This is a genomic window from Bordetella genomosp. 1, assembly GCF_002261335.1.
Classification (GTDB): domain Bacteria; phylum Pseudomonadota; class Gammaproteobacteria; order Burkholderiales; family Burkholderiaceae_B; genus Bordetella.
Window position 1 is genome coordinate 791,660 of the sequence record NZ_NEVL01000003.1, and the last position, 26,545, is coordinate 818,204.

Annotated in this window: 28 protein-coding genes; 23 read left to right on the top strand and 5 right to left on the bottom strand. The window is 71.2% G+C overall.

From position 1 onward, the window contains the following. Positions 1 to 60: 60 nt before the first annotated feature. A complete protein-coding gene (locus CEG14_RS11965) occupies positions 61 to 765 on the bottom strand; it encodes a 4'-phosphopantetheinyl transferase family protein (protein ID WP_094826577.1) in 705 nt (234 codons plus the stop codon). Between the two features lie 59 nt (positions 766 to 824). Between CEG14_RS11965 and CEG14_RS11970 the strand changes: the two genes are divergently transcribed. Genes CEG14_RS11970 through CEG14_RS12060 form a run of 19 tightly spaced genes read left to right on the top strand, consistent with a single transcriptional unit; the run spans position 825 to position 16,636 of the window. Next, positions 825 to 1,574: a beta-ketoacyl synthase chain length factor gene (locus CEG14_RS11970; protein WP_094826578.1), complete on the top strand. Its 750-nt coding sequence runs from the start codon at positions 825 to 827 to the stop codon at positions 1,572 to 1,574. Next, the gene (locus tag CEG14_RS11975; protein WP_094826579.1) at positions 1,571 to 2,383 is read left to right on the top strand and encodes a lysophospholipid acyltransferase family protein; all 813 of its coding nucleotides are present in this window, start codon (positions 1,571 to 1,573) and stop codon (positions 2,381 to 2,383) included. The genes CEG14_RS11970 and CEG14_RS11975 overlap by 4 nt, the downstream gene beginning before the upstream one ends. Beyond that, complete coding sequence (locus tag CEG14_RS11980) at positions 2,370 to 2,636, top strand: phosphopantetheine-binding protein (protein WP_094826580.1); 267 nt, start codon at positions 2,370 to 2,372, stop codon at positions 2,634 to 2,636. The genes CEG14_RS11975 and CEG14_RS11980 overlap by 14 nt, the downstream gene beginning before the upstream one ends. Positions 2,637 to 2,652: 16 nt before the next feature. Next, positions 2,653 to 2,907 carry an acyl carrier protein gene (locus CEG14_RS11985; RefSeq protein ID WP_094826581.1) on the top strand — a complete coding sequence of 85 codons (255 nt, stop codon included), beginning with the start codon at positions 2,653 to 2,655 and terminating at the stop codon, positions 2,905 to 2,907. After that, the gene (locus tag CEG14_RS11990; RefSeq protein ID WP_179280587.1) at positions 2,904 to 3,482 is read left to right on the top strand and encodes a hypothetical protein; all 579 of its coding nucleotides are present in this window, start codon (positions 2,904 to 2,906) and stop codon (positions 3,480 to 3,482) included. The genes CEG14_RS11985 and CEG14_RS11990 overlap by 4 nt, the downstream gene beginning before the upstream one ends. Next, a complete protein-coding gene (locus tag CEG14_RS11995; RefSeq protein WP_256985667.1) occupies positions 3,479 to 5,206 on the top strand; it encodes an AMP-binding protein in 1,728 nt (575 codons plus the stop codon). The genes CEG14_RS11990 and CEG14_RS11995 overlap by 4 nt, the downstream gene beginning before the upstream one ends. Further along, positions 5,199 to 5,930: a glycosyltransferase family 2 protein gene (locus tag CEG14_RS12000; protein WP_094826584.1), complete on the top strand. Its 732-nt coding sequence runs from the start codon at positions 5,199 to 5,201 to the stop codon at positions 5,928 to 5,930. The genes CEG14_RS11995 and CEG14_RS12000 overlap by 8 nt, the downstream gene beginning before the upstream one ends. Then, entirely contained in the window at positions 5,927 to 6,871 is a 945-nt protein-coding gene (locus CEG14_RS12005; protein WP_094827512.1) for an LpxL/LpxP family acyltransferase, read from the top strand. Before CEG14_RS12000 ends, CEG14_RS12005 begins: the two co-directional genes overlap by 4 nt. After that, positions 6,849 to 7,292 carry an acyl-CoA thioesterase gene (locus tag CEG14_RS12010; protein WP_094826585.1) on the top strand — a complete coding sequence of 148 codons (444 nt, stop codon included), beginning with the start codon at positions 6,849 to 6,851 and terminating at the stop codon, positions 7,290 to 7,292. The genes CEG14_RS12005 and CEG14_RS12010 overlap by 23 nt, the downstream gene beginning before the upstream one ends. Further along, a complete protein-coding gene (locus CEG14_RS12015) occupies positions 7,289 to 7,900 on the top strand; it encodes an outer membrane lipoprotein carrier protein LolA (protein WP_255032269.1) in 612 nt (203 codons plus the stop codon). Before CEG14_RS12010 ends, CEG14_RS12015 begins: the two co-directional genes overlap by 4 nt. Further along, positions 7,875 to 10,247, top strand: a complete 2,373-nt coding sequence (locus CEG14_RS12020) for an MMPL family transporter (RefSeq protein ID WP_179280588.1) — start codon at positions 7,875 to 7,877, stop codon at positions 10,245 to 10,247. The genes CEG14_RS12015 and CEG14_RS12020 overlap by 26 nt, the downstream gene beginning before the upstream one ends. Positions 10,248 to 10,252: 5 nt before the next feature. After that, positions 10,253 to 11,506, top strand: coding sequence for an NAD(P)/FAD-dependent oxidoreductase (locus tag CEG14_RS12025; RefSeq protein WP_094826586.1), 1,254 nt, complete (start codon positions 10,253 to 10,255; stop codon positions 11,504 to 11,506). 8 nt (positions 11,507 to 11,514) lie between these two features. Further along, positions 11,515 to 12,051: a hypothetical protein gene (locus CEG14_RS12030; RefSeq protein WP_094826587.1), complete on the top strand. Its 537-nt coding sequence runs from the start codon at positions 11,515 to 11,517 to the stop codon at positions 12,049 to 12,051. Further along, the gene (locus tag CEG14_RS12035) at positions 12,048 to 13,247 is read left to right on the top strand and encodes a beta-ketoacyl-ACP synthase (RefSeq protein WP_094826588.1); all 1,200 of its coding nucleotides are present in this window, start codon (positions 12,048 to 12,050) and stop codon (positions 13,245 to 13,247) included. Before CEG14_RS12030 ends, CEG14_RS12035 begins: the two co-directional genes overlap by 4 nt. After that, positions 13,244 to 13,720 carry an ApeP family dehydratase gene (locus CEG14_RS12040; RefSeq protein ID WP_094826589.1) on the top strand — a complete coding sequence of 159 codons (477 nt, stop codon included), beginning with the start codon at positions 13,244 to 13,246 and terminating at the stop codon, positions 13,718 to 13,720. Before CEG14_RS12035 ends, CEG14_RS12040 begins: the two co-directional genes overlap by 4 nt. Before the next feature lie 4 nt (positions 13,721 to 13,724). Further along, a complete protein-coding gene (fabG, locus tag CEG14_RS12045; protein ID WP_094826590.1) occupies positions 13,725 to 14,456 on the top strand; it encodes a 3-oxoacyl-ACP reductase FabG in 732 nt (243 codons plus the stop codon). Next, positions 14,456 to 15,682: a beta-ketoacyl-ACP synthase gene (locus CEG14_RS12050; RefSeq protein ID WP_094826591.1), complete on the top strand. Its 1,227-nt coding sequence runs from the start codon at positions 14,456 to 14,458 to the stop codon at positions 15,680 to 15,682. Before fabG ends, CEG14_RS12050 begins: the two co-directional genes overlap by 1 nt. A gap of 50 nt (positions 15,683 to 15,732) precedes the next feature. After that, positions 15,733 to 16,179 carry an excinuclease gene (locus CEG14_RS12055; RefSeq protein WP_176461479.1) on the top strand — a complete coding sequence of 149 codons (447 nt, stop codon included), beginning with the start codon at positions 15,733 to 15,735 and terminating at the stop codon, positions 16,177 to 16,179. A gap of 10 nt (positions 16,180 to 16,189) precedes the next feature. Then, positions 16,190 to 16,636: a hypothetical protein gene (locus tag CEG14_RS12060; protein WP_094826592.1), complete on the top strand. Its 447-nt coding sequence runs from the start codon at positions 16,190 to 16,192 to the stop codon at positions 16,634 to 16,636. 26 nt (positions 16,637 to 16,662) lie between these two features. Here CEG14_RS12060 and CEG14_RS12065 read toward each other — a convergent pair whose 3' ends face one another. Both CEG14_RS12065 and hmpA read right to left on the bottom strand, forming a co-directional pair. Further along, positions 16,663 to 17,103 (bottom strand): Rrf2 family transcriptional regulator, encoded by a 441-nt coding sequence (locus CEG14_RS12065; RefSeq protein WP_176461480.1) that lies wholly within the window; start codon positions 17,101 to 17,103, stop codon positions 16,663 to 16,665. A gap of 61 nt (positions 17,104 to 17,164) precedes the next feature. Continuing rightward, complete coding sequence (gene hmpA, locus CEG14_RS12070; protein WP_094826594.1) at positions 17,165 to 18,382, bottom strand: NO-inducible flavohemoprotein; 1,218 nt, start codon at positions 18,380 to 18,382, stop codon at positions 17,165 to 17,167. A gap of 147 nt (positions 18,383 to 18,529) precedes the next feature. On the opposite strand from hmpA, the gene CEG14_RS12075 reads away from it, so the two are divergent. Further along, the gene (locus CEG14_RS12075) at positions 18,530 to 18,988 is read left to right on the top strand and encodes a GatB/YqeY domain-containing protein (protein WP_094826595.1); all 459 of its coding nucleotides are present in this window, start codon (positions 18,530 to 18,532) and stop codon (positions 18,986 to 18,988) included. 100 nt (positions 18,989 to 19,088) lie between these two features. Here the strand turns inward: CEG14_RS12075 and dinB are convergent, their stop codons facing one another. Further along, on the bottom strand, positions 19,089 to 20,171 hold the full coding sequence (gene dinB / locus CEG14_RS12080) for a DNA polymerase IV (RefSeq protein ID WP_094826596.1): 1,083 nt from the start codon (positions 20,169 to 20,171) through the stop codon (positions 19,089 to 19,091). 256 nt (positions 20,172 to 20,427) lie between these two features. On the opposite strand from dinB, the gene CEG14_RS12085 reads away from it, so the two are divergent. Further along, positions 20,428 to 20,865, top strand: a complete 438-nt coding sequence (locus CEG14_RS12085; RefSeq protein WP_094826597.1) for a PaaI family thioesterase — start codon at positions 20,428 to 20,430, stop codon at positions 20,863 to 20,865. Positions 20,866 to 20,871: 6 nt separating this feature from the next. Here CEG14_RS12085 and CEG14_RS12090 read toward each other — a convergent pair whose 3' ends face one another. Next, positions 20,872 to 21,327: a BPTD_2524 family lipoprotein gene (locus CEG14_RS12090; protein WP_094826598.1), complete on the bottom strand. Its 456-nt coding sequence runs from the start codon at positions 21,325 to 21,327 to the stop codon at positions 20,872 to 20,874. Between the two features lie 239 nt (positions 21,328 to 21,566). On the opposite strand from CEG14_RS12090, the gene CEG14_RS12095 reads away from it, so the two are divergent. After that, complete coding sequence (locus tag CEG14_RS12095) at positions 21,567 to 23,483, top strand: alpha/beta hydrolase family protein (RefSeq protein ID WP_094826599.1); 1,917 nt, start codon at positions 21,567 to 21,569, stop codon at positions 23,481 to 23,483. Positions 23,484 to 23,871: 388 nt separating this feature from the next. Next, positions 23,872 to 26,514 (top strand): penicillin-binding protein 1A, encoded by a 2,643-nt coding sequence (locus tag CEG14_RS12100; protein ID WP_094826600.1) that lies wholly within the window; start codon positions 23,872 to 23,874, stop codon positions 26,512 to 26,514. Positions 26,515 to 26,545 lie beyond the last annotated feature (31 nt).

The window sequence follows — 26,545 nt, forward strand, 5'->3', positions numbered from 1 at the left end:
TCTGGCCGGCCGCCCGGCGCCACGGCAAATAGCCAGCCGCGCAGCAGCCATAACCTCGCTTTATGGACCGGCCGCGGCGGGCGCGCTGCGCCACCGGCCCAGCAGCGCGGGCCCGCCCGCGGGCAGCGGGCCCTCGCCCGCCTCGTCGCCGCTCTGCCACTGCACCGCGACCGCGGCCGCCTCGGCCGCTGCCGCAGGCGCGCGCCACGCCGCGGCGGCGATCCAGCCGTCCGGCAGCCGCCACGCGCGGGCCTCCCAATCCGGACCGGGAGCGCGCAGCTCGGCGGTGTCAATGCCCGCGCCGCCGAATAAGCCCAGTCCTACCTGGCGCATGCCGGCGGGAAACGGCAGCCCGGCCGCCTTGAGCAGGGCCTCTTTGAGGGTCCACACCATATAGAAGGCCTCGAGCCGCGCCTCGACGCCGGCGATGCCGGCCAGCGCCGCCTGCTCGGCATCGGTGCAGACCCAGGCGGCCAGCGCGGCGGTGTCGCGCGGCTGGCAGCGCTCCAGGTCGACCGCCAGCGTCCAGCCCGCCGGTGCCAGGCCCGCCAGGGCGTGGCCCTGTTTGTGGCTCAAGGACAACGTTGTCTCGGGTGCCACGCCGGCCGCGCGCCGCAGCGCGGCGGCCACGGCCCGGCTGACCTGCCAGTCGCGCTCGGCGCGCGGCGCCCGGCGCTCGCCGGCCCGCGCGCGATCGGCGGCGCACAGATCGGCGCGGTCATAGTGGAACTGCCAGGCAGGGCCACCGAAGCGAAGCTTAATCATGGCTGAATTTTCGTTAACAAAGGTAACATCGGCCCCTGGTGTGGGTACAATCGCGCGCTATGTTCGCGTTCTCCATCGAAAAGTGGCAAGCGTGGGCACCCGGTCTTCAGGACGAAAACAGCTGGCGCGAGTGGGCGCTGGCGCCATTTTGCCCTTACCCGACCGCGGGTGCCGGCGCCTTGCCAGGCACCTCATTCCTGCCCCCCATGCAGCGGCGCCGGCTCAGTCCGCTGGCGCGCATGGTATTCGACTGCGCCTGGCCGCTGGCCGAGGGCGAGGCGCCGATGCCCATGGTCTTTGCGTCGCGCCACGGCGAGACCACGCGCAGCTTCCAGCTGCTGCAGGACCTCGCCGCCGGCGAGCCGCTGTCGCCCACCGCCTTCGGGCTGTCGGTGCACAACGCCATCCTGGGCCAGTGGTCGATCATCCGCAAGGAAACGTGTGAAGGCGTGGCCCTCGCGGGCGACACCGACACGCTGGAGCACGCGATCCAGGAGGCCTGCCTGCTGATGCACGCCGGCGCGCCGCAGGTGCTGGTGGTGGCCGCCGAAGAGCGCCCGCCCCGCGACTACCAGCCCTGGATCGACGACGTGCCGTTTTCCTACGCGGTGGCGCTGCGCCTGGGCGCGGCGCCGCAATGGCGGCTCGCGCTCGGCGCGGCTTCAGCCCCGGCGGCCACGGCCGCGGCGCCGGACTGGCCGCATCCCCTCAACCTGCTGTGCCACCTGTTGCGCGGCACGCCTGCCTGGTCGCATCGCGCACCGGCACGTCACTGGCACTGGTCTCGCCCCTCCGCCCTCGCATCATGAGCGCTCCTCCGCTGATCGACTCCCTTCCTGAGCCCCGCCGCCAGGACGCCTGGTGGTGGCGTCTGGTCGCCACCGCCATGGCCTTCAGCCTGTTCGGGCTGGGCGGGTTGCTGCTGCGCCTGGTGATCTTCCCGCCGCAACGCCTGTTCTTCGGCGACCCGGCCCGCCGTCAGCGCCGCGCCCGCGCCACCATCACCTGGACCTTCCGCTGCTTCATCCGCTTCATGGTGCGCACCGGCATCCTGACCGTGGACTTCCGCGGCGCCGAACGCCTGGGCCGGCCGGGGCAGATGATCATCGCCAACCATCCGTCGCTGCTCGACGTGGTGTTCCTGATCGGCCACGTGGCCGACACCAACTGCATCGTCAAGCACGGCCTGGTCACCAACGCCTTCACGCGCGGCCCCATCAACGCGGCCGGCTACATCAGCAACAGCGAGAGCCTGGACATGCTGGACGAGGCCGCCGACGCGCTGCGCGCCGGCCAGACCCTGATCGTGTTCCCCGAGGGCACGCGCACGCCGCGCGACAGCCAGCCGCGCTTTCATCGCGGCGCCTGCGCCATCGCCATGCGCGGCGCCAGCGTGATCACCCCGGTGGTGATCCGCATGTCGCCGCGCAGCCTGACCAAGGGCGAGCCCTGGTATCGCATCCCCGCGCGCCGCATGCGCTACAGCATTCATGTCGGCGCCGACATCGACCCCACCCAGTGGACCTCGCAGGCCCCGCTGCCGATCGCCGGCCGCCGCCTCAACGAGCATCTGCACGCTTATTTCGATACTGAGTTGACCAAGCATGACGAGCACTGAACTGGAACATGACATCAAGGTCCTGATCATCGAGTCCCTCGGACTCGAGGACATGCAGCCGCAGGACATCGACAGCAACGCCAAGCTCTTTGGCGACGGCCTGGGCCTGGACTCGGTCGACGCGCTCGAGCTGGGCCTGGCGCTGCAGAAGAAATTCGGCGTGACCATCGACCCCGAGACCCGCAACATGCGCGAGCACTTCGAGACGGTCGCCAATCTCAGCCAATTCGTGGCCGCACAGCGCGGCGCCTGATACAGGAGTGTTCCCCATGCAAAGCCGGGACGATATTTTCGCCGTGCTGCGCGACGCGCTGGTCGAGCTGTTCGAACTGGAGCCCGAGCGCATCACGCCCGACGCCAATCTCTATACCGATCTGGAAATCGACAGCATCGACGCCATCGACCTGATCGACCACATCAAGCGCCAGACCGGCCACAAGCTGGCCGCGGAAGACTTCCGCACGGTCCGCACGGTGCAGGACGTGGTCGACGCGGTCTGGCAGAAGATGAGCGCGTCGGCATGAAGATCGCCGTGGGACTGGTGCTCGCGCTGTTGGGCGTCGCCTATCCCTTCGTGGTGCATGCCAGCCTGGGCCGCTGGCCGACCGGCTGGCTGCTGGGCCTGATGGCCGCGCTCTGGCTGGCGCGCGCCCTGTTGCGCCCGGCCGCCGCGCAACCCGGCGGCCGCTGGCTGCCCACGCTGGCGCTGGCCGGCTGCCTCGTGCTGGCCCTGATCAACACGGCGTCGGCGTTGCGCGTCTATCCCGTGATGATGAATGCGCTGTTGCTGGCGGCCTTCGGCGCCAGCCTCGTGCGCGGCCGCCCGGTCATCGAACGCCTGGCGCGCCTGCGCCATCCCGACCTGCCGCCCGCCGGCGTGCGCTACACCCGGCGCGTGACGCAGGTGTGGTGCGGCTTCTTCGTGGCCAATGGCCTGGCGGCGGCCGCGCTCGGACTGTGGGGCTCGTGGCAGGCCTGGACCTGGTACAACGGCGCGATCAGCTATGCCCTGATGGGCCTGCTGCTGGGTGGCGAATGGCTGTTGCGGCCGCGTCCGCCCGCCGCGCCCGCCGCCGCCTCTTCCGCCAGCCAGCCATGAGCGCGCCGCGCTGGATCGACCCCACCGCGCTGCTGCTGCCGCAAGACGGCAGCCGCCCGCTGGCGCAGGCGCCCGCGCTCGACCACGCCGCCTTCGCCGACCGCGCGCTGCGGCTGGCCGCGAGTCTGCGCGCGCGCGGCGTGCGCCATGCCGCGCTCTGGTTCGACGACGCCGTCGAACTCGGCGGCGCGCTCTACGCCTGCTGGCGCGCCGGCGTCACCGCCCACCTGCCCGGCGACGTGCTGGTGCCCTCCTGCGCGCGCATCGATGCGGATGTGGACCTGTGGCTCGCCGACACCGCGCTGCCCTTGCCCACCGAAAGGATCTGCGCGCCCGCCGCGCTGGCGGCCGCGACCGCGCCGCTGTCCGCCGTCCGCCTCGACGAAGACGGCGCCGGCCTGGTGCTGTACACCTCCGGCTCGAGCGGCACGCCCAAGCCCATCCCCAAGACGTGGGCGCAGCTCGCCGCCGAAGTGCGCGCGCTCGCGCAGCGCTGGCCCGCCGCCGAATCGCTGTGCGTGCTCGGCAGCGTCAGCGCGCACCATATGTTCGGCCTGCCGTTCCGCGTGCTGTGGCCGCTGTGCGCGGGCCACCTGCTCGACCGGCCGCAACGCCACTATCCGGAAGAGCTGGCGCAGGCCAGCCTGGGCCACGCCCGCATCCTGTGGATCGCCAGCCCGGCGCTGTTGCGGCGGGTGGAGCAGCGCATCGACTGGGACGCGCTGCGGCCGCGGCTCGCCGCGATCTACACCGCCGGCGGTCCGCTGCCGTTGGACGTCTCCGACCGGATCGCCGCGGCCTGCGGATGCCGGCCGATCGAGATCTACGGCAGCTCCGAGACCGGCGCCGCCGCCACGCGCCAGGGCGAGCCGGACTGGCAGCTGCTGGCAGGCGTGCAGGCCGGCCTCGACGCGCAGGGCGCGCTGTGGCTGGCCTCGCCGTGGACCGCCGGACGCGAACAGACGGCCGACGCGGCCGCGCTGACGCCGGCCGGCCTGCAGCTGCACGGCCGCCTGGATCGCATCGTCAAGCTGGAGGAAAAGCGCATCGGCCTGCCCGACGTCGAACAGGCGCTCGCGTCCCATCCCCACGTGGCCGAGGCGCGGGTGGGCCTGGTGCCGGGCCAGCCGCGCCTGAGCGCGCTGATCGCGCTGAGCCCGGAAGGCCTGCATGCCCTGCGCAACGGCGGCCGCCGCGCGCTGGTCGACGGCCTGCGCCGCCACCTCGACGGCCGCGTGCTGCCGCTGGCCGTGCCGCGCTCCTGGCGGCTGCTGCGCCAGCTGCCCTGGAACGCGCAGGGCAAGCTCACGCAGGCGCGCTTTCTCGAACTGGCCGGCCCGCGCCCGCGCCATCCCCGCTTCGCGCCGCCGCGCACGCTGGAAGACGGCGCGCTGCAGATCGAATTCGAGGTGCCGCTCGACCTGCCCGTGTTTCCCGGCCATTTCCCGGCCACGCCGGTCGTGCCGGGCGTGGTGCAGATCGAATGGGCGCTGGCACAGGCCCGCGCGCACCTGCGTCCGGACCTACGCGCCGGCACCATCGAAAACCTGAAGTTCCAGCGCCTGATGCGGCCGGGCGACCGGGTGCTGCTGACGCTGCGCTGGGACGACGGCCGCGCCAAGCTCGCCTTCTCCTTCCATCTGGCCGGCGAGCCCTGCTCGTCCGGCCGCATTGCGCAGGCCACCCCGGCCACTCTGGCCGCCGAGGTCGCCGCCCATGTTTAAGCCCTGCGCGGTCATCCCGGTCTACAACCATGGCGCCACCGTCGGCGCCGTGGTGGCGGCGCTGCGCGGGCTCGACCTGCCCTGCGTGCTGGTGGACGACGGCTCGCGCGCCGACTGCGCCGCGGTGCTGGATGCGCTGGCGCGGCCCGGCGTGATGCTGGTGCGCCGCGCCGTCAACGGCGGCAAGGGCGCGGCCGTGCAGGACGGCCTGCGCGCGGCGCTGGCCGCGGGCTACACCCATGCGCTGCAGATCGACGCCGACGGCCAGCACGACCTGGCCGACGCCCGGCGCCTGCTGGCGCTGGCGCGCGCCGAACCGCAGGCGCTGATCGGCGGCCAGCCGGTCTATGGCGACGACGTGCCGCGCGCCCGGCTCTACGGCCGCCAGCTCACGCGCGTCTGGGTCTGGATCAACACGCTCTCGCGCGACATCCCCGACGCCATGTGCGGCTTCCGCGTCTATCCGCTGGCGCGCGTGCTGCCGGTGCTCGCGCACAGCGGCGCACGGATGGACTTCGACATCGCCGTGCTGGTGCGGCTGCACTGGGCCGGCGTGCCGATGCGCTGGCTGCCCACCCGCGTGGTCTATCCGGCCGACGGCATTTCGCACTTCCGCGGCCTGGCCGACAACGTGCTGATCAGCCGCATGCACGCGCGCCTGTTCTTCGGCATGCTGCTGCGCGCGCCGCGCCTGCTGTGGCGGCGCATGAGGGCCGCCTCATGAAGCCGGCCACGCCCGGCTCGCACTGGGCCGACCAGGCCGAGCGCGGCAGCCCGCTGCTGATGCGCCTGACCGCCTGGGCCGCGCGCCGGCTCGGCCGCCGCGCGGTGGCGCCGGTGGTATGGCTGGTGGTGCTGTATTTCTATCTGACGGGCCGGCGCGCGCGCCGCAGCATCGCGCACTACCAGGCGCGCCTGGCCGCCACGCATCCCGCGGCGCCCCTGCCGCGCCATGCGCCGGTCTACCGCCAGTACCTGGCCTTCGCCGACGCCCTGCTCGACAAGCTCGACGTGTGGCAGCACAAGATCACGCTGCGCGACGTGGACCTGGTCGATCCCGACGGCCTGCATGCCGCCATGCGCGGCGGCAGCGGCCAGATGCTGGTCGGCTCGCACCTCGGCAACCTCGAGATCTGCCGCGCGCTGGCCGAGCGCGAACAGCAGCTCACCATCAATGTGCTGGTGCACGACAAGCACGCGCAGGCCTTCAACCGCCTGCTGGGCGAGGCCGGCGCGGTCCATCTGCGCATGATCCAGGTCAGCGAACTCGACGCGCCGCGCATGTTGGAACTGGCGCAGGCGCTGCAGCGCGGCGAGTGGATCGCCATCGCGGGCGACCGCGTGCCGTTGTCGGGCGAGCGCACCGTCGAGGTCGATTTCCTGGGCGCCCGCGCGCCCCTGCCGCAGGGCCCGTGGCTGCTGGCCGGCCTGCTGGGCTGCCCGGTCAACGTGCTGGATTGCACCCGCCACGACGGCCGCTACCGCATCGCCATCACGCGCCTGACCGAGCGCGTGCACTGGACCCGCGCCACGCGCCAGCAGGCGGTGGCACGCTGGGCCCAGGCCTATGCCGATCACCTGGCCGAGAGCTGCGCGCGCGCGCCGCTGCAATGGTTCAACTTCTACCCCTTCTGGAGCGACGATGCGCAGCCGCGGCGTTCATAGTGTGCGCATCGACGTCGAGGTGCCGTTCTTCGACGTCGACATGATGCAGGTGGTCTGGCACGGCCACTACGTCAAATACCTGGAGCAGGCGCGCTGCGTCCTGCTGGCCGACCTCGGCTACGACTATCCCGCCATGCTGGCCTCGGGCTATGCCTGGCCCGTCATCGACCTGCAGCTGCGTTACGTGCAGCCGGCCCTGTTCGGCCAGCGCCTGCACGTGCGCGCCGAGCTGGTCGAATGGGAGAGCCGCCTCAAGATCCATTACCTCATCACCGACGCCGCCAGCGGCGAGCGCATCACGCGCGCCAGCTCGGTCCAGGTGGCGGTCGACATGGCGACGCGCGAGATGCAGCTGGTCTCGCCGGCGCCGATGCTGGCCGCCGTCACGGCGCGCCTGACCCAACTCGGAGTCTTGCCATGACGTTCATGCGCCGCCTGCGGCGTCTCGCCGCGCTTGCCCTGTGCACCCTGGCGCTGCCCACCGCGGCCTGGGCCTTCGATCTGCAACAGCTGCGCGCGCAACTGACCGCCGCGCCCGTGGTGCGCGGCAAGTTCGTGCAGGAAAAACACCTGCGCGCCCTGCCGCAGCCGCTGGTGTCGCGCGGCGATTTCGTGCTGGCCACCGGCCAGGGCATGCTGTGGCAACTGCGCAGCCCGCTGGTGCAGACGCTGCGCATCACGCCGCAGGGCATCGCGCGCCAGCTCCCGGACGGCACCTGGCAGGCGGCGCCCAACGGCAACAATCGCGAGACCCGGCTGTTCCTGGCGCTGCTCGGCGGCGACACCCAGGGCCTGGCCGAGAACTTCGACCTCGAGCTCGACGGCAGCGCCACCGACTGGCGCATGCACATGACGCCCAACTCGCTGATCCTGCGCCAGATCTTCACCGACATCGAGATCCGCGGCGGCGCCCTGGTGCAGCAGATCGAGCTGCGCGAGACCCAGGGCGACCGCACCGTGCTGCGCATGGAAGACGCCCGGGCCTTCCCCACCCTGAACGACGATGAGCGGCGCGCCTTCACCGACTGAACGCCGCCTGCGCCGCGCCGCCTGGCTCGCGCTCGCGCTGCTGCTTGCCCTGCTGGGCTGGCAGTGCCGCCATGGCTGGCCGGTCACGGCCGACCTGATGGTGCTGGCGCCGCACACCGCCTCCGACCCCGTCCGCGCGCTGGCGCAGGCGCGCGTGGACGCGCCCCTGACGCGCCAGATGGTGGTGCTGGTCGGCCACGCCGATCGCAACCGCGCCGTGGCCCTGGCCCAGGGCGTGGAACAGTCCCTGGTCGACAGCAAGCGCTTCGACAGCGTGCGCCTGCGCCTCGACGTGGACCTGCCGGCGTTGCGCCAGGCACTGCTGGGCGCCCGCCTGGCCATGCTGCCGGCGGCCGACCGCCAGCTGATCCTCAACGATCCGGCGGCCTACGCCACGCGCCGCGCCGGCGAGATGCTGGATCCCTTCGACGGCGCCGGGGCGGTGCCGCTGGCCGACGACTTCCTGGGCCTGGCCGCACGCGTCGAGCGCGCCATCCGCCCCACCGGCGCGGTGCGGCTCGACCTGGCCAGCGCCACCCTGCAGGCCGATGCCGATGGCCGCACCTGGGTGCTGGTGCTGGGCCAGGCGCACGGCGCGGCCTTCGACGGCGACGCCAGCCGCGCCATCGCCGCCGCGCTGAAGCAGGCCGACGGCACCGTGCGCGCCGCGGGCGGGACGCTGCTGGCGGCGGGCGGCGCCCTGTATGCCGCGGCCGGCAGCCAGCAGGCCGCCGACGAGAGCGGCCGCATCGGCGCGGTCTCGCTGATCGGCACGGTCCTGGTGCTGCTGCTGGCGCTGCGCCGCGTCGGCGTGCTGCTGGCCTTCTTTCCGGTCGCGGTCGGCTTCGCCGCGGGCATGGCCGCCTGCGTCGCCCTGTTCGGCGAGGTGCACGTGCTGACGCTGGTGATCGGCATGAGCCTGCTCGGCATCGCGATCGACTTTCCGCTGCACTGGCTGGGCAAGAGCTACGGCATGGCCGACTGGCACGCGCATACGGCGATGCGCCGCGTGCTGCCCGGACTCACCATCAGCCTGGCCGCGACCCTGGTCGGCTACGTTGCGCTGGCGTTCACGCCCTTCCCCGCGCTGACGCAGACCGCCGTCTTCTCGGCGGCCGGCCTGGCCGCCTCGTATGCCGCCACGGTATTGCTGCTGCCGGCCCTGCTGCCGCGCCTGCGGCCGCGCCCCTGGCCCGCGCTGGCGCGCGCCAGCGCACGCCTGCTGGCCGGGGTGGCGCGAGCGCGCCGTGCGCCGCGGCCGTTGCGTGCGCTGGCGCTGCTGCTCGCGCTGGGCCTGTGCGCCGCCGGCATCCTGCGGCTCGACATGCGCGACGACCTGCGCCAGTGGCTGAGCGTGCCGCCCGGCCTGGTGGCCGAGGCGCGCCAGATCGGCGCCATCACCGGCGTGATGCCCACCAGCCAGTTCTTCCTGGTGCGCGCGCCCGACGCCGACACGCTGCTGGAACGGCAGGCGGCCCTCGCGGCAAGACTCGATCCACTGGTGGCGGCCGCACGCCTGCAGGGCTACGACGCGCTGAGCCAGGCGGCCGCCCCGCGCGCCGACCAGCAACGGTTGCAGGCGCAACTGCGCAGCCAGGCCGAGCATCCCGCGGCGTGGCGCCCGCTGGTCGCGCTCGGCGTGCCCGAGAGCGCCTTCGGCGCCGAGCTGCGCACGCTCGCCGCCCTGCCGCCGCTCGGTCTCGACCAGGTCCTGGCCTCGCCGCTGGCCGAGCGCTGGCGCACGCTGTGGCTCGGCCGGATCGGCGACGAGGTGGCCGGCTTGGTCACCTTGCAAGGCCTGGGCAGCGTCGACGTGCTGGCGCCGGTGGCGCAGGGGCTGCCCGGCGTGACGCTGGTGGACCGCAGCGGCGAACTCAATGCGGTGTTCTCGGCCACGCGGCTGGAGGCCGCCGAGCTCAAGGCCATCTCCTACGCCATTGCCGCGATCCTGATCGGCCTGCTGCTGGGCCGCGCCGCGATGTGGCGCATCCTGGCCGTGCCGGTGGCCGCCACGCTGGCCACCCTGGCCGCGCTCGGCTTTGCCGGCCAGCCGGTCACGCTGTTCTCGCTGTTCGGCCTGCTGCTGGTGTCGGCCATGGCGGTCGACTACGCCGTCTTCATGTACGAGGGCGTGGGCGGCGCGCCGGCCTGCCTGATCGGCATCGGCCTGGGCGCGCTCACCACCCTGTTTTCCTTTGGCATGCTGGCCGCCAGCGCCACCCCCGCCATCGCCAGCTTTGGCCTGACCGTGGCGCTCGGCGTGCTGTTTTCGGTCTTCTGCGCGGCCTGGATCCGCGCCCCGCAGGCCGCCCGCTCGACTCCCCTTCCTCCCAGGAATCTGCCGTGACTCAGATGGAACACCGTCAAGTCGTCGTGATCGGTGCCGGCCCCGCCGGCGCCGTGGCCGCCGCGCTGCTCAAGCGCCGCGGCCACGACGTCCTGATGCTCGAACGCCAGCGTTTCCCCCGCTTCTCGATTGGCGAAAGCCTGCTGGCGCATTGCCTCGAATTCATCGAGGAGGCCGGCATGATGGACGCGGTGCGCGCGGCCGGCTTCCAGGTCAAGAACGGCGCCGCCTTCGCCTGCGGCGATGCCTACACCTACTTCGATTTCCGCGACAAGTTCACGGCCGGCCCGGGCACCACGTTCCAGGTCCAGCGGGCCCAGTTCGACAAGGTGCTGGCCGATGAGGCCGAGCGCCAGGGCGTCGAGGTGCGCTACGAGCAGGAGGTCACGGCCGCCGATTTCAGCGGCGACCGGCCGGTGCTCGACGTGCGCGCCGCCGACGGCTCGGCCTACCGCGTCACGAGCCACTTCGTGCTCGACGCCAGCGGCTACGGCCGGGTGCTGGCGCGTCTGTGCGACCTGGAGCAGCCCTCCTCGATGCCGCCGCGCAAGGCCGTGTTCACCCACATCGAAGACCGCATCGACGACCCGCAGTTCGACCGCGACAAGATCCTGATCAGCGTGCACCCGAAGATCCCCAGCATCTGGTACTGGCTGATTCCGTTCTCCAACGGCCGCTGCTCGATCGGCGTGGTGGGCGGCGCCGATCTCTACGGCGGTGCCGACGAGCCGCTGATGGATACCCTGCGCAACATGTGCGAGGCCGCGCCCAACCTGCGGCGGCTGCTGCGCAACGCCCGCTGGGACACGCCCGCCAACACGATCGGCGGCTATGCCGCCAGCGTGCGCTCGCTGCACGGCCCCGGCTTCGCCCTGCTCGGCAACGCCGCCGAGTTCCTCGATCCGGTGTTCTCCTCCGGCGTGACCATCGCGCTGCGCTCGTCCAAGCTCGCCGCCGACGCGCTGCACCGCCAGCTCGGCGGCGCAACGGTCGACTGGCAACAGGACTTCGCGGCGCCCCTGATGGTCGGCGTGGAGACCTTCCGCACCTATGTGCAGGGCTGGTACGAGGGCAAGTTCCAGGACGTGGTGTTCTACGAGCAGCCGCAGCCCGCGATCCGCGCCATGATCAGCTCGATCCTGGCCGGCTATGCCTGGGACCAGGCCAACCCCTACGTCGCGGATTCGCGCCGCCGCCTCGACACCCTGGCCGAGTTCTGCCAGGGCGCGGCCGCCCGCGCCGCGGCCACCGCCGCCTGAGCCCGACCATGCGACGTTCCTCCGCCTCCCGACGCCCGTCGCGCCGCCGCGCCGCGGCGCTGGCACTCGCCTGCGCGCTGCTGGCCGGCTGCGCCGCCCGCGTGCCGGTGCCGCGCGAATCCACCGTGCTGACCACGCCGCGCATGCTGCACGTTGTGCAGGAGCGGCCCGGCGAGCCGGCCGCCGACACCATGCTGGTGGTGCAGCCCGAGGGCCGCGGCACGCGCTGGTCGCTGTTCGATCCGCTGGGCGCCCCGCGCGCGCGCCAGATCCTCGAGAACGGCCAGTGGCGCAACGACGGCTTCCTGCCGCCCAACGACTCGGCCCGGGCGCTGTTCGCCGCGCTGATCTTCGCCTGGACGCCCCAGGCCGAACTGGCCAGCCGCTACGGCGAGGCGAATCTGAAGCTGCGCGACCGCAGCCGCGTGCTCACGGCCGACGGCCGGCCCATCCTGACCGTCAACACGCTGCCCAACGGCGATCTGCAGCTGCTGCTCGACGACGGCACGCGCTACGTGGTGGCGCCGCTGAAGGAAAAGCCATGAACGACGTCTGCTGGCTCGATGCGCCGGGCGTGGTGTGCGCGCTGGGCGCCGACACGGCGAGCGTGCGCGCGCGCCTGCAGGCCGGCACGACGGACGGCCTGCGCCGCGCCGAGGGCTGGGTCGCGAACCGCAGCGTCACGCTGGCGCCGGTGGACGCCGTCCTGCCCGCCATCCCCGCCGCCCTGCCCGCCCATCTGCACAGCCGCAACAACCAGCTGCTGCTAGCGGCCGCGCAGCAGATCGAACCGGGCCTGCGCGCGGCGATCGCGCGCCATGGTCCGGCGCGCATCGGCATCGTGCTCGGCACCAGCACCTCCAGCGTCAACGACAACGCCGCCGCCTTCGCCGCCCTGGCCGCCGGCGGCGCCTGGCCCGCGGGCCATGACTACCGCCGCCAGGCACTCAACGCACCCGCCGAGTTCCTGTCGGCCTGGCTCGGCACCGCGGGCCCCGCCTACACCCTGTCGACCGCCTGCACCTCGAGCGCGCGCGCACTGCTGTCCGCGCGCCGCCTGCTGCAGATGGGGGTGTGCGACGCGGTGATCTGCGGCGGCGCCGACTCGCTCTGCAAGCTCACGATCAACGGCTTCGCCGCGCTCGAGGCCATCTCCGAAGACCGTTGCCTGCCGTTCTCGGCCAATCGGCGCGGCATCAACATCGGCGAGGCCGCCGTGCTGTTCCTGATGCATCGCGGCGCCGACGGCGAGGTCGCGCTGCTCGGCGGCGCCGGCAGCTCCGATGCCTGGCACATGTCGGCGCCCGAGCCCTCTGGCGCCGGCGCGCGCCGGGCCATGCAGGCCGCCCTGGACGACGCGCGCCTCGATGCGGCGGCGATCGGCTGGGTCAATCTGCATGGCACCGGCACCGCGCTCAACGATGCGATGGAGAGCCTGGCCACCCACGCGCTGTTTCCCGCCGGCGTGCCGTGCGCCTCGACCAAAGGCATGACCGGCCACACCCTGGGTGCGGCCGGCGCACTCGAGGCCGCCTTCGCCTGGCTGACGCTCGACGGCGCCAGCCGCGGCGCCGCGCTGCCGCGCCACGCCTGGGACGGCGTGCCCGATCCGCAGCTGCCCCGGCTCGACTTCTGCGACGGCACCCAGCACTACGCCGCGGGCCGCCGCCGCGTCGCCATGAGCAACTCGTTCGCGTTCGGCGGCAACAACACCAGCCTGATCCTCGGAGCCGCATCATGACGCACTGGCCGATCGCCGACCTCGTGCCGCACGCCGGCGACGTGATCCTGCTCGACGAGGTGCTCGGCTTCGACGCCGAGAGCCTGCGGGCGCGCGCCGTGGTGCGCGCGAGCGGACCGTTCCATCTCGAGGACGGCACGCTGCCCAACTGGCTGGGGCTGGAATTCATGGCGCAGGCCGTCGCCGCGTGGGCCGGCTGCCAGGCGCGCGCGGCCAACCAGCCGGTCGAGCTCGGTTTCCTGCTCGGCACGCGCCGCTACGAATGCACGCTGGCGGCCTTCACGGCCGGCATGGTGCTCGACATCGAGGTCGTGCGCAGCCTCCAGGACGACTCCGGCATGGGCGTGTTCGAATGCCGGATTTTCCGCGACGGCGCCGAGATCGCCGTCGCCCGGCTTAACGTTTACCGTCCGCGTGACGTTAATACTTTTGTACAGGAGCCCCTGGCCAGCCAGGGCTCGCAACCGCATTGATCCCATGACCCGTTCTTTCACCCTCGTCACCGGCTCGAGCCGCGGCATCGGTCGCGCCATCGCGCTGGCCCTGGCCGAGGCCGGCCACGATCTCGTCATCCACTGCCGCGGCCAGCGCGACCAGGCCGAGGCCACCGCCCAGGCGGTGCGCGACCTGGGCCGCGACGCGCGCGTGCTGCAGTTCGACGTGAGCGACCGCGCCGCCGCCCGTGCGGCGCTGGAGGCCGACATCGCGGCCCACGGCGCCTACTTCGGCGTGGTGCTCAACGCCGGCCTCACCCGCGATGCCGCCTTCCCCGCCCTCACCGACGAAGACTGGGACAGCGTGCTGCGCACCAATCTCGACGGCTTCTACAACGTGCTGCACCCGGTCGTGATGCCCATGATCCGGCGCCGCGCCAGCGGCCGCATCGTCTGCATGGCATCGGTGTCCGGCATCACCGGCAACCGCGGCCAGGTCAACTACAGCGCCTCCAAGGCCGGCCTGATCGGCGCGGCCAAGGCGCTCGCGGTCGAGCTCGCCAAGCGCCAGATCACGGTGAACTGCGTCGCCCCCGGCCTGATCGACACCGACATGATCGACGAGCACGTGCCGGTCGAGGAAATCCTCAAGATGGTGCCGGCGCAGCGCATGGGCACGCCCGAGGAAGTGGCGGCGGCCGTGGTGTTCCTGATGTCGCCGCCGGCCGGCTACATCACGCGCCAGGTGCTGGCCGTCAACGGGGGGCTGTGCTGATGGAACGCGTCGTCATCACCGGCATGGGCGGCCTGTGCGCCCTGGGCAACGACTGGCTGCAGATCGAGGCCGCGATCGACACCGGCCGCAACGCGGTGCGGGTCATGCCCGACTGGGACCGCTATGCCGAACTGAACACCCGCCTCGCCGCGCCCCTGCCCGCGTTCACGGTGCCGTCGCACTGGACCCGCAAGCAGCTGCGCAGCATGGGCCGGGTCTCGCAGCTCGCGGTGTATGCCGCGGAGCGCGCACTGGCCGATGCCGGCCTGCTCGGCGATCCCGCCATCGCCGACGGCCGCATGGGCGTGGCCTGCGGCTCGTCCACCGGCAGCACGGCCGAGATCCGGGCGTTTGGCAACATGCTGCTCAACGGCATCACCGACGACCTGAACGCCAACTCGTACGTGCGCATGATGCCGCACACGACCGCGGCCAACATCGGCATTTTCTTCGGCCTCAAGGGCCGCGTGATTCCCACCTCGAGCGCCTGCACCTCGGGCAGCCAGGGCATCGGCTATGCCTTCGAGGCGATCCGCTACGGCCGTCAGGCCCTGATGCTGGCCGGCGGCGCCGAGGAGCTGTGCCCGAGCGAGGCCATCGTGTTCGATGCGCTCTACGCCACCAGCCAGAAGAACGGCACGCCCGAACTCACGCCGCGCCCCTACGACCGCGCCCGCGACGGCCTGGTGATCGGCGAAGGCGCCGGCATGCTGGTGCTCGAATCCCTGTCGCACGCCCAGGCGCGCGGCGCCCGCATCCACGCCGAGCTGGTGGGCTTCGGCAGCAATTCCGACGGCACCCACATCACCCGGCCCGAGGCGACCACCATGCGCATCGCGATGGCGCAGGCGCTCGACGACGCCGGCCTGGCGCCGGACGCGGTGGGCTACGTCAACGGCCATGGCACGGCCACCGAACACGGCGACATCGCCGAGACCCAGGCCACCCACGACCTCTTCGGCCCGGGCGTGATGATCAGCTCGCACAAGAGCTACCTCGGCCACACGCTCGGCGCCTGCGGCGCGCTCGAATCGTGGTTCAGCGTCGAGATGCTCAAGCGCGGCCGCTATTCGCCCACCCTCAATCTGACCGAGGTCGATCCGCAGTGCGGCGAGCTGGACTACATCACGGGCGAGGCGCGCCACGCCGACCTCGAATACGTGATGAACAACAACTTCGCCTTCGGCGGCATCAACACCTCGCTGGTTTTCCGACGCTGGCCCTGAGCGGCCCGCGTCTTCGATCGACTCCCAACCCAAGGAAAGACACCGTGCGTATGACCCGTGTTCGCTTTGCCCAGGCCGGCGCCGCCGTGGCGCTCGCCGTGGCCGCCACCGGCGCCCAGGCCGCCGATACCATCGTCCACCTGCCGCTGCAGCAGGCGATCGATGCCGCCACCGCGTCCGGCAAGCTCGACGGCAGCGTCAAGTTCTACCTGGCCGGCACCGGTCCCAAGGGCAAGATCCTGCAGGCCGGCGCGGTCACCAACAAGAAGAGCAACGCGTTCGCCAAGAAGGACGAGGAAGTCTGCGTCTGGACCGCGCAATCCGCGCTGATCCAGCTCCAGGAAGCCGCCAACAAGGCCGGCGCCAACGCCGTCACGAACATCGTCAGCTACTTCCGCAAGAACGAATACACCAGCAAGACCGACTTCGAATGCCACGTCGGCGCCATCATGGCGGGCGTTGCGCTCAAGGGCGACCTGGTGCGCGTGGGCAAGTGAGGCGATCACCATGACGCTCACCCGCATGAACGCCGCGTTGCTGCGCACCTTCCTGGCCCTGGCCGCGCTGTTGTGCGCGTTCAACGCCGCACACGCCGCCCGTCCGTCGGTGCCGATGGATTCCTTCGTGGGCAACCGCATCGAGACGGCCAGCGGCAAACCGCCGAGCCCGGAGCAGATTCAGGTGGCGCTCAAGCGCGCCGGCATGGTGCGCGACTGGGTCGTGACCCCGAACGCCGACGGCACGTACCGCGCGCACCTGACCATCCGCAAGCACACGCTCGACGTCCAGATCCGCGTAGCCGACGGCACCTTCGACATCACGTACCTCGCCAGCACCAACCTCGGCTATGGTCCCAACCGCGAAGACGCCGCGCGTCCGCTGATCCACCCCGCGTACAACACTTGGGTGAAAAACCTCGTCGGCGACATCCGCCGCGAGTTTGCCCTGCTCTGAGAACGTGCGCGCCGGCGCGCGGCCATTCAGGCCGCGCGGCCGTGCAGCTTGATGATGGCGGCGCCGGTGGGCTGGCGCACCAGTTCGGCCAGCGTGTGCCGATCGAGCTCGGCATAGAACACGCGCAGCGCCTCGTCGAGCGCGCCCGCCAGCCGGCAGGCGCCATTGAGCGCACAGGGCGGGTCGGCGCAATCGACCAGCGTGCCCTGGTGTTCGAGCAGGCGCACCAGCTCCCCGACCCGATAGCTTTCGGCCGGCCGCGCCAGCGCGAGCCCGCCGCCCTTGCCGCGCGTGGCGGCAACCAGCCCCTGTTGCGAGAGGAAATGCACCACCTTGACGAGGTGGTTGCGCGAGATCTGGAAGCGCTCGGCGATCTCGGGGATCGTCACGGGCTGGGCCCGGTCGCGGCACTGGGTCAGGTACATCATGACCCGCAGGCCGAAATCGGTGAATCGGTTCAGTTGCATGGTGGACAGTCCTGGCCAGACGGCCAGCGGCAAGCATACACCGCTGGCCGTCCGCCCTGCCTCACAGGCCGGTGCCGCCCGTGCCGAACACCTCGGCATGGATGCGCGCGGGCGGCACGCCCAGCGCCAGCAGCGAGGCGTGCTGGGCCTGCATGAACGGCAGCGGGCCGCACAGGTAATAGTCGGCGTCGGGCAGCAGCACGTCGTCTTTGAGGGCGGCCAGATCGATGCGGCCGGCGCGGTCGTAGTGCACGCCCTCGCGGTCGGCCGCCCCCACCGTTTCGTAATGGATCCATTTGCGCATGGCCGGATGGCGCGCCACCAGCGCGTCCACCTCCTCGCGCATCGCGTGCGCCGCCGCGTCGCGACACGCGTGCACGAAATGAACGGTACGGGCCGATCCGCGCGCGGCCAGGGTCTTGGCCATGGCCAGCATCGGCGTGATGCCCACGCCGCCGCTGATCAGCACCACCGGCGAAGCCTTCGACTCGTCGAGGAAGAAATCGCCCTGCGGCGGCGCCACGTCGAGCACGTCGCCCTCGTCGAACTGCGCGTGCAGCACGCCGGACACCATGCCGTCGGGGCTGCCCGCCGCGCCGCGTTCGCGCTTGACCGAGATCCGCAGGCGGCCCTGGCCGGCGGCGTCCGACAGGCTGTACTGGCGCGGCTGCATCATGCCGAGCGCCGGCACGTGCACCCGCACCGACACATATTGACCCGGCTTGAAGTCGGGCACCGCGCCGCCGTCGGCCGGGGCGAGGTAGAACGAGGTGATCTCGCTCGACTCGGGCACCTTGCCCACGATCCTGAAGCCGCGCCAGCCGGTCCAGCCGCCGGGCTGGCTCGCGGCCCGGGCGTAGAGCGCGGCCTCCTGTGCGATGAGCGCGTCGGCCAGCTGCGTGTAGGCCGCGGCCCAGGCCGCGATCAGATCCTCGGAGGCCGCATCGCCCAGCACCTCGCCGATCGAGGCCAGCAGATGCTTGCCCACGATCGCGTAATGCTCGGGCCGGATGCCCAGGCTCACGTGCTTGTGCGTGACGCGTTCGATCACCGGGCCCAGCACCGCGGGATCGTCGATGTGCACCGCATAGGCGGCGAGCGCGCCGGCCAGCGCCTGCTGCTGGCGGCCGCCCTGCTGGTGGCCCAGGTTGAAGACCTGCAGCAACTCGGGATTCTCGCGGAACATGCGCGCGTAGAAGTGGCGCGTGAGCGCCTCTCCGTGGGCCTGCAGAATGGGCGCGGTCCCCTTGACCTGCGCGCGGATGTGTTCGCTCAACATGCATCGACTCCTGGCCGGGCCAGCCGCCCGGTGTTAAAGATGCATTTATTCTACATCTTTAAATCCGACGAGGGCGCGCTCGACTTGCGAGCCTGGCCGTGGGCCGGTTAAAACACCGCCTTTGGACGTAACCTTTTAGGATTTGCCATGAGCACCGAATCGCTCAAGACCCGCCTGTCGAACGCCATGAAGGACGCGATGCGCGCCAAGGACAGCGCCCGCCTCGCCACGCTGCGCTTCCTGCTGGCCGCCGTGAAGCAGAAAGAGGTCGACGACCGCCGCGAACTCGAGGATGCCGAGATCACCGCCATCATCGAAAAGCAGGTCAAGCAGCGCCGCGAATCCATCGCCGCCTTCGAACAGGCCGGCCGCACCGAGACCGCCGAGCAGGAAAAGGCCGAGGTGGTGGTGCTGCAGGAGTTCCTGCCGCAGGCCGCCAGCGCCGAGGAAGTCGAGGCGACCATCGCCGCGGCCGTCGCCGAAGTGGCGGCGCAGGGCGTGACCGGCGCGCCCGCCATGGGCAAGGTCATGGCCATCCTGAAGCAGAAGCTGGCCGGCCGCGCCGACATGTCGCAGCTCTCGGGCCAGGTCAAGTCGCGTCTCTGATCGCCGCCGCGCCCGGGCCCGCGCCCGGCGCGCGCCACCGCCGGGCGTGCGTCCCGGCGCGTGCCGGCCGGCGTCCCGCCGGCCGTCCCCTCCCCGCCCCTCAGAACTCGCCGCCGAACAGATCGGGCTGCACCGCCAGCTCGGCCGGATCGGCGAAATTGCTCATGCCCACGCCGACCAGCCGGTAGCGCGTGTGCGCCGGCAGCTCGACCCGCTCGCACAGCTGCCGCGCGATCAGCGCCAGTTGCGCCGCCGTGGCGGGCGGCATCGGCAGGGTCAGGCTGCGGGTGAGGATGCGGAAGCGGTCGGTCTTGAGCTTGAGCACCACCGTGCGTCCGATACGCGCCTTGCGCAGCGCCTGCTCCCAGACCTTGGCCGAGAGCCGCTCCAGCGCCGCGTCGAGCTCGTGGATGCGCAGGTCGGATTCGAAGGTGGTCTCCGCCGACACCTGCTGCAGCGGCTGGTCCGGCTGCACCTCGCGCTCGTCCACCCCGTGTGCCAGCTCATGCAGGCGCCCGCCATACCGGCCGAAGTGGTGCTCCAGGTCGGCGCGCGCATGGCGCGCCAGATCGCCCACCGTGGCGATGCCCAGCGCTTCGAGCTTGCCCTGCATCACCTTGCCCACGCCCGGCACCTTGCGCACCGGCAGGGCCTGCAGAAAACCCAGCACCTGGGCCGGCCGGATCACGCACAGCCCGTCCGGCTTGTTCCAGTCGGAGGCGATCTTGGCCAGGAACTTGTTGGGCGCCACGCCGGCCGACGCGGTCAGGCCGGTCTCGGCCCGGATCTGGCGCCGGATCACCTCGGCCACCTCGGTCGCCGAGGGCAGGCCGAGCTTGTTGTGCGTCACGTCGAGGTAGGCCTCGTCGAGCGAGAGCGGCTCGATCAGGTCGGTGTGGCGCGAGAAAATCTCCCGCACCTGCGCCGACACGGCCTTGTAGCGGCTGAAATCCGGCGGCACGTAGACCGCCTGCGGACAGAGCCGCTGGGCCCGCGCCACCGCCATCGCCGAATGCACCCCGAACACGCGCGCCTCGTACGAGGCCGCGCAGACCACCGAACGGGCGCCGGTCCAGGCCACGATCACGGGCTGGCCGCGCAATTCGGGCTGGTCGCGCTGCTCGACCGACGCGTAGAAGGCGTCCATGTCGATGTGCACGATCTTGCGGGTCGGGTGGGACATGACGGGGCAACGGGGCGCCGGCCGGGCGGCAGACTACTGGATATATATACGGTATCGCCATTATGCCGCGTCGGACGAAAGTGCGCGCGAGGGGGCCGCGTTTTCGGCACGCCGACGGCGGGCGTGTGGCTTACGCGGCGTCCGGTCACCGGTCGCCGCCGGCCCCGCGGACCGGGATTCCGCCCGAGATTGCAGTACAGTCGCTGCTTTGCAGCAAACCGTTCCCCGCGCGCCCGCCCGGCACGCGTCCCTTGCGATGACCGACAAAAACAGCCCCGAGACTTCCGCGACCGCGCCGACCGACTACTTCGGCTTCCAGATCCCGTTCATGCAGCTGCTGGGCCTGGTGCCCGAATCCGCCGGAGAAGGCGTCGCACGCTGCCGCCTGCCCTGGCGCGTCGACCTGACCAACAGCCGCGGCGACGTGCACGGCGGCACGCTGATGAGCGTGCTCGACTTCACGCTGAGCGCGGCCGCGCGCGGCCATGACACCGACATCGGCATGGCGACGATCGACATGACCACGAGTTTTCTGTCGCCGGGACGCGGCGACCTGATCATCGAGGCGCGCTGCCTGCGCCGCGGCCTGTCCATCGCGTTCTGCGAAGGCGAGATCCGGGGCGCCGACGGCGAGCTGGTGTGCAAGGCCAGCGCCACCTTCAAGGTGGTGCGCCGGCGGCCCGGCACGGACTGAGCGCGCTCAGCGCGGCGCGGGCCGCCGCCAGACCTCTTCGGTCGGCTGCGGATCGCCCGGCATGAAGGCCGTGCACGAGGGCAGGTTGTAGGTGATGGCCTCGCGCATGGCGCGCAACGCATCCTGGTTCCAGATGCTGTTGCCCCACATCGAGATGCGCACGTTCGAATTCTTTGCGTCGATGCCGGCGAGCGTCACGCTCGCCATCTCGCCGTCGCCCAGGGGCGCGACCACGCGCACCACCGCCTTGCGCTGGCCCTCGTCGATCTCGTGCAGCACCCGGTAGCCGCCCTGCCCCACGAGGCAGCGCTCGGCCTGCGCGATCGCCGCGCGATAGCCGTCGACGTAATACACCGGGATCTTGTAGTCACCGTTGACGGCGCCCGCGCCGGGCGCGGTACCGACGGCGCAACCGGCCAGCGTGGCCGTGAGCGCGAGCGCGGCCGCAATCGCTTTGATCATGATTCCTCCATAGGCTTGGCCGCGATTATCCCGCATCTTTACATTGTTCGACACCGCCGGCGGCGCTATGGCATGATCGACCCACCCTCGGCGCCCCAAGCGCCGGCTTTCCGGGGCGGTGCGCCTGCCTGGCCAGACCCGCGCAACCCGTGTCCTGCCTGGCCTCGCGCCGCCTGCGTTGCGGCGCGTCCGAGGCCATCACGGCAAGCGCGCCGCCCCTGCATCCACCGGAGGCTCTCTTGCTCAATTTCATGAAGCGCACGATGCTGGCGGCCAGCCTGATCGGCACCACGCTCGGCGCGGCCGCCCAGCCGCCGCGTGCCTATCCGCTGAAGGATTTCTTCCGCAATCCCGAGCGCGGCGCGTTCCGCCTCGCCGACGACGGCCGCACCCTCGGCTTCATGCAGCCGGTCAGCATCGACGGCAGCCCGCCGCGCATGAACATCTACGTCCAGCCCCTGGTCGGCGGCAAGCCCGACGGCGAGCCGCGCAAGCTCACCAGCGAGAGCGCGCGCGACATCGGCGGCTACTTCTGGAAGGGCTCCGACATCCTGCTCTACCAGAAAGACTTCGGCGGCGACGAAAACTTCCACGTCGTCGCGGTCAACGCCAAGACCGGCCAGGTCACCGACCTCACCCCCTATGACGGCGCCCGCGCCGAGATTACCGACGACCTGCCCGATGATCCCGAACACGTGCTGATCAGCCACAATCACCGCGACCCGCAGGTCTTCGACGTCTATCGCGTCAACGTGCGCACCGGCGCCGCCGTGCTGGTCGCGCAAAACCCCGGCAACATCGTCGGCTGGCAGACCGACCATGCCGGCAAGGTGCGCGCCGCGGTCACCAGCGACGGCCTGAACACCACCCTGCTCTACCGCGACGACGAGGCCGCGCCCTTCCGTCCGCTCGTCACCACCGACTACCGCAGCAGCGTCAGCCCGGTCTTCTTCACGTTCGACGACCGCAAGATGTACGCGCTCTCGAACCGCGGCCGCGACAAGCTCGCGCTGGTGGTGCTCGACCCCGCCAAGCCCGAGGCCGAAGAGCTGGTCTACGAGCCCACCGAGGTCGACCTCGACGGCGCCGGCTACTCGCGCAAGCGCCGCGTCCTCACGATGGCGGCCTACCAGACCGACAAGCCGCAATACAAGTTCTTCGACGACGCCACCCAGGCGCTGTACGCCAAGCTCAAGCAGCACCTGCCCGGCTACGACCTCTCCCTGCAGGGCTGGAACCGCGACGAAGACACCTTCATCGTGGCCGCCTACAACGACCGCACGCCCGGCTCGCGCTACCTCTACAGCGCGCGCACCGACACCCTCACCAAGCTGGCCGACATCAACCCGTCCCTGCCCGAGGCCGACATGGCGCCGGTCAAGCCCGTGAGCTACACCTCGCGCGACGGCCTCACGATCCACGGCTACCTCACGCTGCCGGTCGGGCGCGAGGCGCGCAACCTGCCCTGCATCGTCAATCCGCATGGCGGCCCGTGGGCGCGCGACGGCTGGGGCTACAACCCCGAGGTGCAGTTCCTCGCCAACCGCGGCTTCTGCGTGCTCCAGATGAATTTCCGCGGCTCCACCGGCTATGGCCGCAAGTTCTGGGAGGCCGGCTTCGGCCAATGGGGCCTGGCCATGCAGGACGACATCACCGATGGCGTGAAGTGGCTGGTCGACCAGGGCATCGCCGATCCCAAGCGGGTCGCGATCTATGGCGCGAGCTACGGCGGCTATGCCACGCTGGCCGGCGTGGCCTTCACGCCCGACCTCTACGCCGCCGCGGTCGACTACGTCGGGGTGTCCAACCTGTTCACCTTCATGAACACCATCCCGCCCTACTGGAAGCCCATGCTCGAGAAGATGCAGGACATGGTGGGCGATCCCGAGCGCGACCGCGAGCGCCTCACCGCCACCTCGCCGGCCCTGCACGTCGACCGCATCAAGACCCCGCTGTTCATCGCCCAGGGCGCCAAGGATCCGCGCGTCAACAAGGCCGAAAGCGACCAGGTCGTCGAGGCCCTGAGAAAGCGCGGCGTCGAGGTCGAATACATGGTCAAGGAAAACGAAGGCCACGGCTTCCACAACGACGAAAACAAGTTCGCGTTCTACGAGGCCATGGAAAAATTCCTCACCAGCCACCTCAAGCCGCGCTGAGCGCGCGCCCGCGGTGTCCAGGCGGGCGGCCCCTGGCCGCCCGTTTTTCCATGGCGCCGAACGTTCATATAATGACCACCGCACCAGACGAGCGCGGTGCCGTCGCCCTGCCTTATGCCCATCGCGCCCGGGCGGGGCCAGGCGCCCATGCCGGCGCGGTGCCAGGCGCCTGCCGGCGGTTGTCCACGCACCGCCGGGCCGGATTTGCGCGCCGCCCGGGATGCCGGCCCCCGCATCGCCTCTTTGCGGTCGCGCCCGAGGGCCGCCCCCGGTGTCTCGTCCTTGGTTCGTCCCTGTATTACCCGGGCGTGACGGCGGGCATGTTTGGTTACGGAAACCTTCTTCCCTGACCAACGGTCTATGCCGTTCTGCCCTAGAATCGGCTCCGATGAAAAAACCTGATTCCCCCCAAGCGGACGGCGCCTGGTCGCGCCCCCGCATGAAGCGCCTGGCCATCAAGGCCGGCGTGCTGGCCGCCGGCCTGGGCCTGTGCGGCGCGATCGCCGCCGGCCTCGCCGTGGCCCTTGCCTGGCCCAGCCTGCCCGAGCTGCACGCCATGACCGACTACCGGCCGCGCGTGCCGCTGCGGATCTACACGGCCGACAAGGTCCTGATCGGCGAGTTCGGCGAAGAGCACCGCAATGTGCTGCGCTTCAACGAGATCCCGGAGGTCATGCGCAACGCCGTGCTGGCCGCCGAAGACGACGACTTCTATCACCACAATGGCGTGGACTGGGCCGGCATGACCCGGGCCGTCCTGGCCAACATGGTGACGATGGCCAAGGCGCAGGGGGGCAGCACGATCACCATGCAGGTGGCGCGCAACTTCTATCTCTCCAGCGAAAAGACCTACTCGCGCAAGCTCTACGAGCTGCTGCTGACGTTCAAGATCGAAAACGAGCTCACGAAGGACCAGATTCTCGAGCTCTACATGAACCAGATCTATCTGGGTCACCGCGCCTACGGCTTCGCCGCCGCGGCGCGCACCTATTTCGGCAAGGCGCTGGCCGACGTCACGCCGGCCGAGGCCGCGATGCTGGCCGGCATCCCGAAGGCGCCCTCGCGCTCGAACCCGATCACCAACTTCGGCCGCGCCCAGACGCGCCAGCACTACGTGCTCAACCGCATGCAAGTGCTGGGCTACCTCACTCCCGAGCAGGTGAAGCAGGCGCAGGCCGAGCAGATCAGCGTGCGCGGCGCCGAAGGCGGCCCGGCGCGCGGCTACACCGTGCACGGCGAGTACCCCGCCGAGCTGGTGCGCCAGCTGATGTACGGCGTGTTCCAGGAAGACGCCTACACCCGCGGCATCAACGTCTACACCACGATCGATTCGCACGCCCAGCAGGACGCCTACGTGGCCGTGCGCGACGGCGTGCTCGACTACACCCGCCGCGCCGCCTATCCGGGCCCCGAAGACCAGATCGACCTGCCCGAGGGCATCGAAAACGATCCGCAGGCCTTCGACGAGGTGCTCGACGGCGTGCAGGACAAGGCGCCCGACAGCGGCGAGCTGTTCTCCGGCGTCGTGCTCTCGGCCAGCCCCACCGAGATCAAGGTGGCGCGCAGTGCGCGCGAGATCATCACCGTCAACGACAAGAAGGCGCTGGCCGTCGTGGCCCGCGCGCTGGCGCCCAACGCCAAGGACGACCTGCGCATCCGGCGCGGCTCGGTGGTCTACGTCCATAAAAACGGCGACAACTGGGAAGTGATCAACATGCCGGCGCTGCAGGCGGCGATGGTGTCGCTCAACCCGGCCGACGGCGGCATCCGCGCCATGATCGGCGGGTTCGACTTCTATCGCGGCTCGTTCAACCGCGTCACGCAGGCCTGGCGCCAGCCCGGCTCGAACATCAAGCCCTTCATCTACGCGGCGGCGCTCGAACGCGGCTTCACGCCCGGCACCCAGATCTCCGACCAGCCGTTCACGCTGACGGCCGCGCAGACCGGCTCGCGCGAATGGACGCCGAAGAACGACGGCAACCACTACGAGCCCATGCTGACGCTGCGCGAGGGCCTGTACCGCTCGAAGAACATGGTGTCGATCCGGATCCTGCAGGCCATCACCCCGGAATACGGCCAGCAATACCTGACCCGCTTCGGCTTCGAAAAGGACCGCTGGCCCGCGGTGCTGCCCATGGCGCTCGGTGCCGGCGCGGCCACGCCGCTGCAGGTGGCCAACGCCTACGGCGTGTTCGCCAACGGCGGCTACCTGCTCACGCCCTATCTGATCGACAAGGTGACCGACAGCTCGGGCAAGGTGCTGATGCAGGCCGAGCCCGCCAAGGCCGGCGACGAGGCGCACCGCGCCATCGACCCGCGCACGGCCTGGGTGATGAACGACATCATGCACGACACCACCACCAAGGGCACCGGCGCGCGCGCCTCGCGCACGCTCAAGCGCAACGACCTCGGCGGCAAGACCGGCACCACCAACGACGCGGTCGACGTGTGGTTCTCCGGCTTCAACCGCGACATGGTCACGACCGTGTGGATGGGCTTCGACCGCCCCCGGCCGCTGGGCAACAACGAATTCGGCAGCGGCCTGGCGCTCTCGACCTGGCTCGACTTCGCCCAGCCCTACCTGAAAGACAAGCCGCAGACGCAGCCGCCGCCGCGCCCGCAAGGCCTGATCGCGGCCAACGGCGACTACTACTTCAGCGAATTCCCGCCGGGCCAGGCCGTGGCGGCACTGGATCTGTCGACCGGCGACGAGCTGTCGGACTTCCTCAACAACGTGCGTCCGAGCGACGGCGCGCCGACCCGGGTCAATCCGCTGCCCGGCCAGCCCGCGCCGCAACCCGGGCAACCCGGCCAGCCGCCGCAGCCCATGAACGTGCCCGGCACCGGCACCTCGCCCAACGGCGCCGCGCCGTCGGCCTTCCCGGCCATCCCGGTGCCGCACGCGGATGCCGGCGCCCAGGCGCGCCCCGCGGTCGCCACGCCCGGCAACGACGACGGCTCGCGCCCACTTGGCACCGCGGCGTCCAGCCCGGTCAGCGGCGTGGGATCGGTCGAGGCCCGGCCGCTCTGACCGGCCGTCGTCCCTACGCAAAAAAGCCCGC

Bases quoted from the DNA above. Each gene is read 5' to 3' on its own strand.
- CEG14_RS11965 (WP_094826577.1), bottom strand. From the start codon at position 765: ATGATTAAGCTTCGCTTCGGTGGCCCTGCCTGGCAGTTCCACTATGAC.
- CEG14_RS11970 (WP_094826578.1), top strand. From the start codon at position 825: ATGTTCGCGTTCTCCATCGAAAAGTGGCAAGCGTGGGCACCCGGTCTT.
- CEG14_RS11975 (WP_094826579.1), top strand. From the start codon at position 1,571: ATGAGCGCTCCTCCGCTGATCGACTCCCTTCCTGAGCCCCGCCGCCAG.
- CEG14_RS11980 (WP_094826580.1), top strand. From the start codon at position 2,370: ATGACGAGCACTGAACTGGAACATGACATCAAGGTCCTGATCATCGAG.
- CEG14_RS11985 (WP_094826581.1), top strand. From the start codon at position 2,653: ATGCAAAGCCGGGACGATATTTTCGCCGTGCTGCGCGACGCGCTGGTC.
- CEG14_RS11990 (WP_179280587.1), top strand. From the start codon at position 2,904: ATGAAGATCGCCGTGGGACTGGTGCTCGCGCTGTTGGGCGTCGCCTAT.
- CEG14_RS11995 (WP_256985667.1), top strand. From the start codon at position 3,479: ATGAGCGCGCCGCGCTGGATCGACCCCACCGCGCTGCTGCTGCCGCAA.
- CEG14_RS12000 (WP_094826584.1), top strand. From the start codon at position 5,199: ATGTTTAAGCCCTGCGCGGTCATCCCGGTCTACAACCATGGCGCCACC.
- CEG14_RS12005 (WP_094827512.1), top strand. From the start codon at position 5,927: ATGAAGCCGGCCACGCCCGGCTCGCACTGGGCCGACCAGGCCGAGCGC.
- CEG14_RS12010 (WP_094826585.1), top strand. From the start codon at position 6,849: ATGCGCAGCCGCGGCGTTCATAGTGTGCGCATCGACGTCGAGGTGCCG.
- CEG14_RS12015 (WP_255032269.1), top strand. From the start codon at position 7,289: ATGACGTTCATGCGCCGCCTGCGGCGTCTCGCCGCGCTTGCCCTGTGC.
- CEG14_RS12020 (WP_179280588.1), top strand. From the start codon at position 7,875: ATGAGCGGCGCGCCTTCACCGACTGAACGCCGCCTGCGCCGCGCCGCC.
- CEG14_RS12025 (WP_094826586.1), top strand. From the start codon at position 10,253: ATGGAACACCGTCAAGTCGTCGTGATCGGTGCCGGCCCCGCCGGCGCC.
- CEG14_RS12030 (WP_094826587.1), top strand. From the start codon at position 11,515: ATGCGACGTTCCTCCGCCTCCCGACGCCCGTCGCGCCGCCGCGCCGCG.
- CEG14_RS12035 (WP_094826588.1), top strand. From the start codon at position 12,048: ATGAACGACGTCTGCTGGCTCGATGCGCCGGGCGTGGTGTGCGCGCTG.
- CEG14_RS12040 (WP_094826589.1), top strand. From the start codon at position 13,244: ATGACGCACTGGCCGATCGCCGACCTCGTGCCGCACGCCGGCGACGTG.
- fabG (WP_094826590.1), top strand. From the start codon at position 13,725: ATGACCCGTTCTTTCACCCTCGTCACCGGCTCGAGCCGCGGCATCGGT.
- CEG14_RS12050 (WP_094826591.1), top strand. From the start codon at position 14,456: ATGGAACGCGTCGTCATCACCGGCATGGGCGGCCTGTGCGCCCTGGGC.
- CEG14_RS12055 (WP_176461479.1), top strand. From the start codon at position 15,733: ATGACCCGTGTTCGCTTTGCCCAGGCCGGCGCCGCCGTGGCGCTCGCC.
- CEG14_RS12060 (WP_094826592.1), top strand. From the start codon at position 16,190: ATGACGCTCACCCGCATGAACGCCGCGTTGCTGCGCACCTTCCTGGCC.
- CEG14_RS12065 (WP_176461480.1), bottom strand. From the start codon at position 17,103: ATGCAACTGAACCGATTCACCGATTTCGGCCTGCGGGTCATGATGTAC.
- hmpA (WP_094826594.1), bottom strand. From the start codon at position 18,382: ATGTTGAGCGAACACATCCGCGCGCAGGTCAAGGGGACCGCGCCCATT.
- CEG14_RS12075 (WP_094826595.1), top strand. From the start codon at position 18,530: ATGAGCACCGAATCGCTCAAGACCCGCCTGTCGAACGCCATGAAGGAC.
- dinB (WP_094826596.1), bottom strand. From the start codon at position 20,171: ATGTCCCACCCGACCCGCAAGATCGTGCACATCGACATGGACGCCTTC.
- CEG14_RS12085 (WP_094826597.1), top strand. From the start codon at position 20,428: ATGACCGACAAAAACAGCCCCGAGACTTCCGCGACCGCGCCGACCGAC.
- CEG14_RS12090 (WP_094826598.1), bottom strand. From the start codon at position 21,327: ATGATCAAAGCGATTGCGGCCGCGCTCGCGCTCACGGCCACGCTGGCC.
- CEG14_RS12100 (WP_094826600.1), top strand. From the start codon at position 23,872: ATGAAAAAACCTGATTCCCCCCAAGCGGACGGCGCCTGGTCGCGCCCC.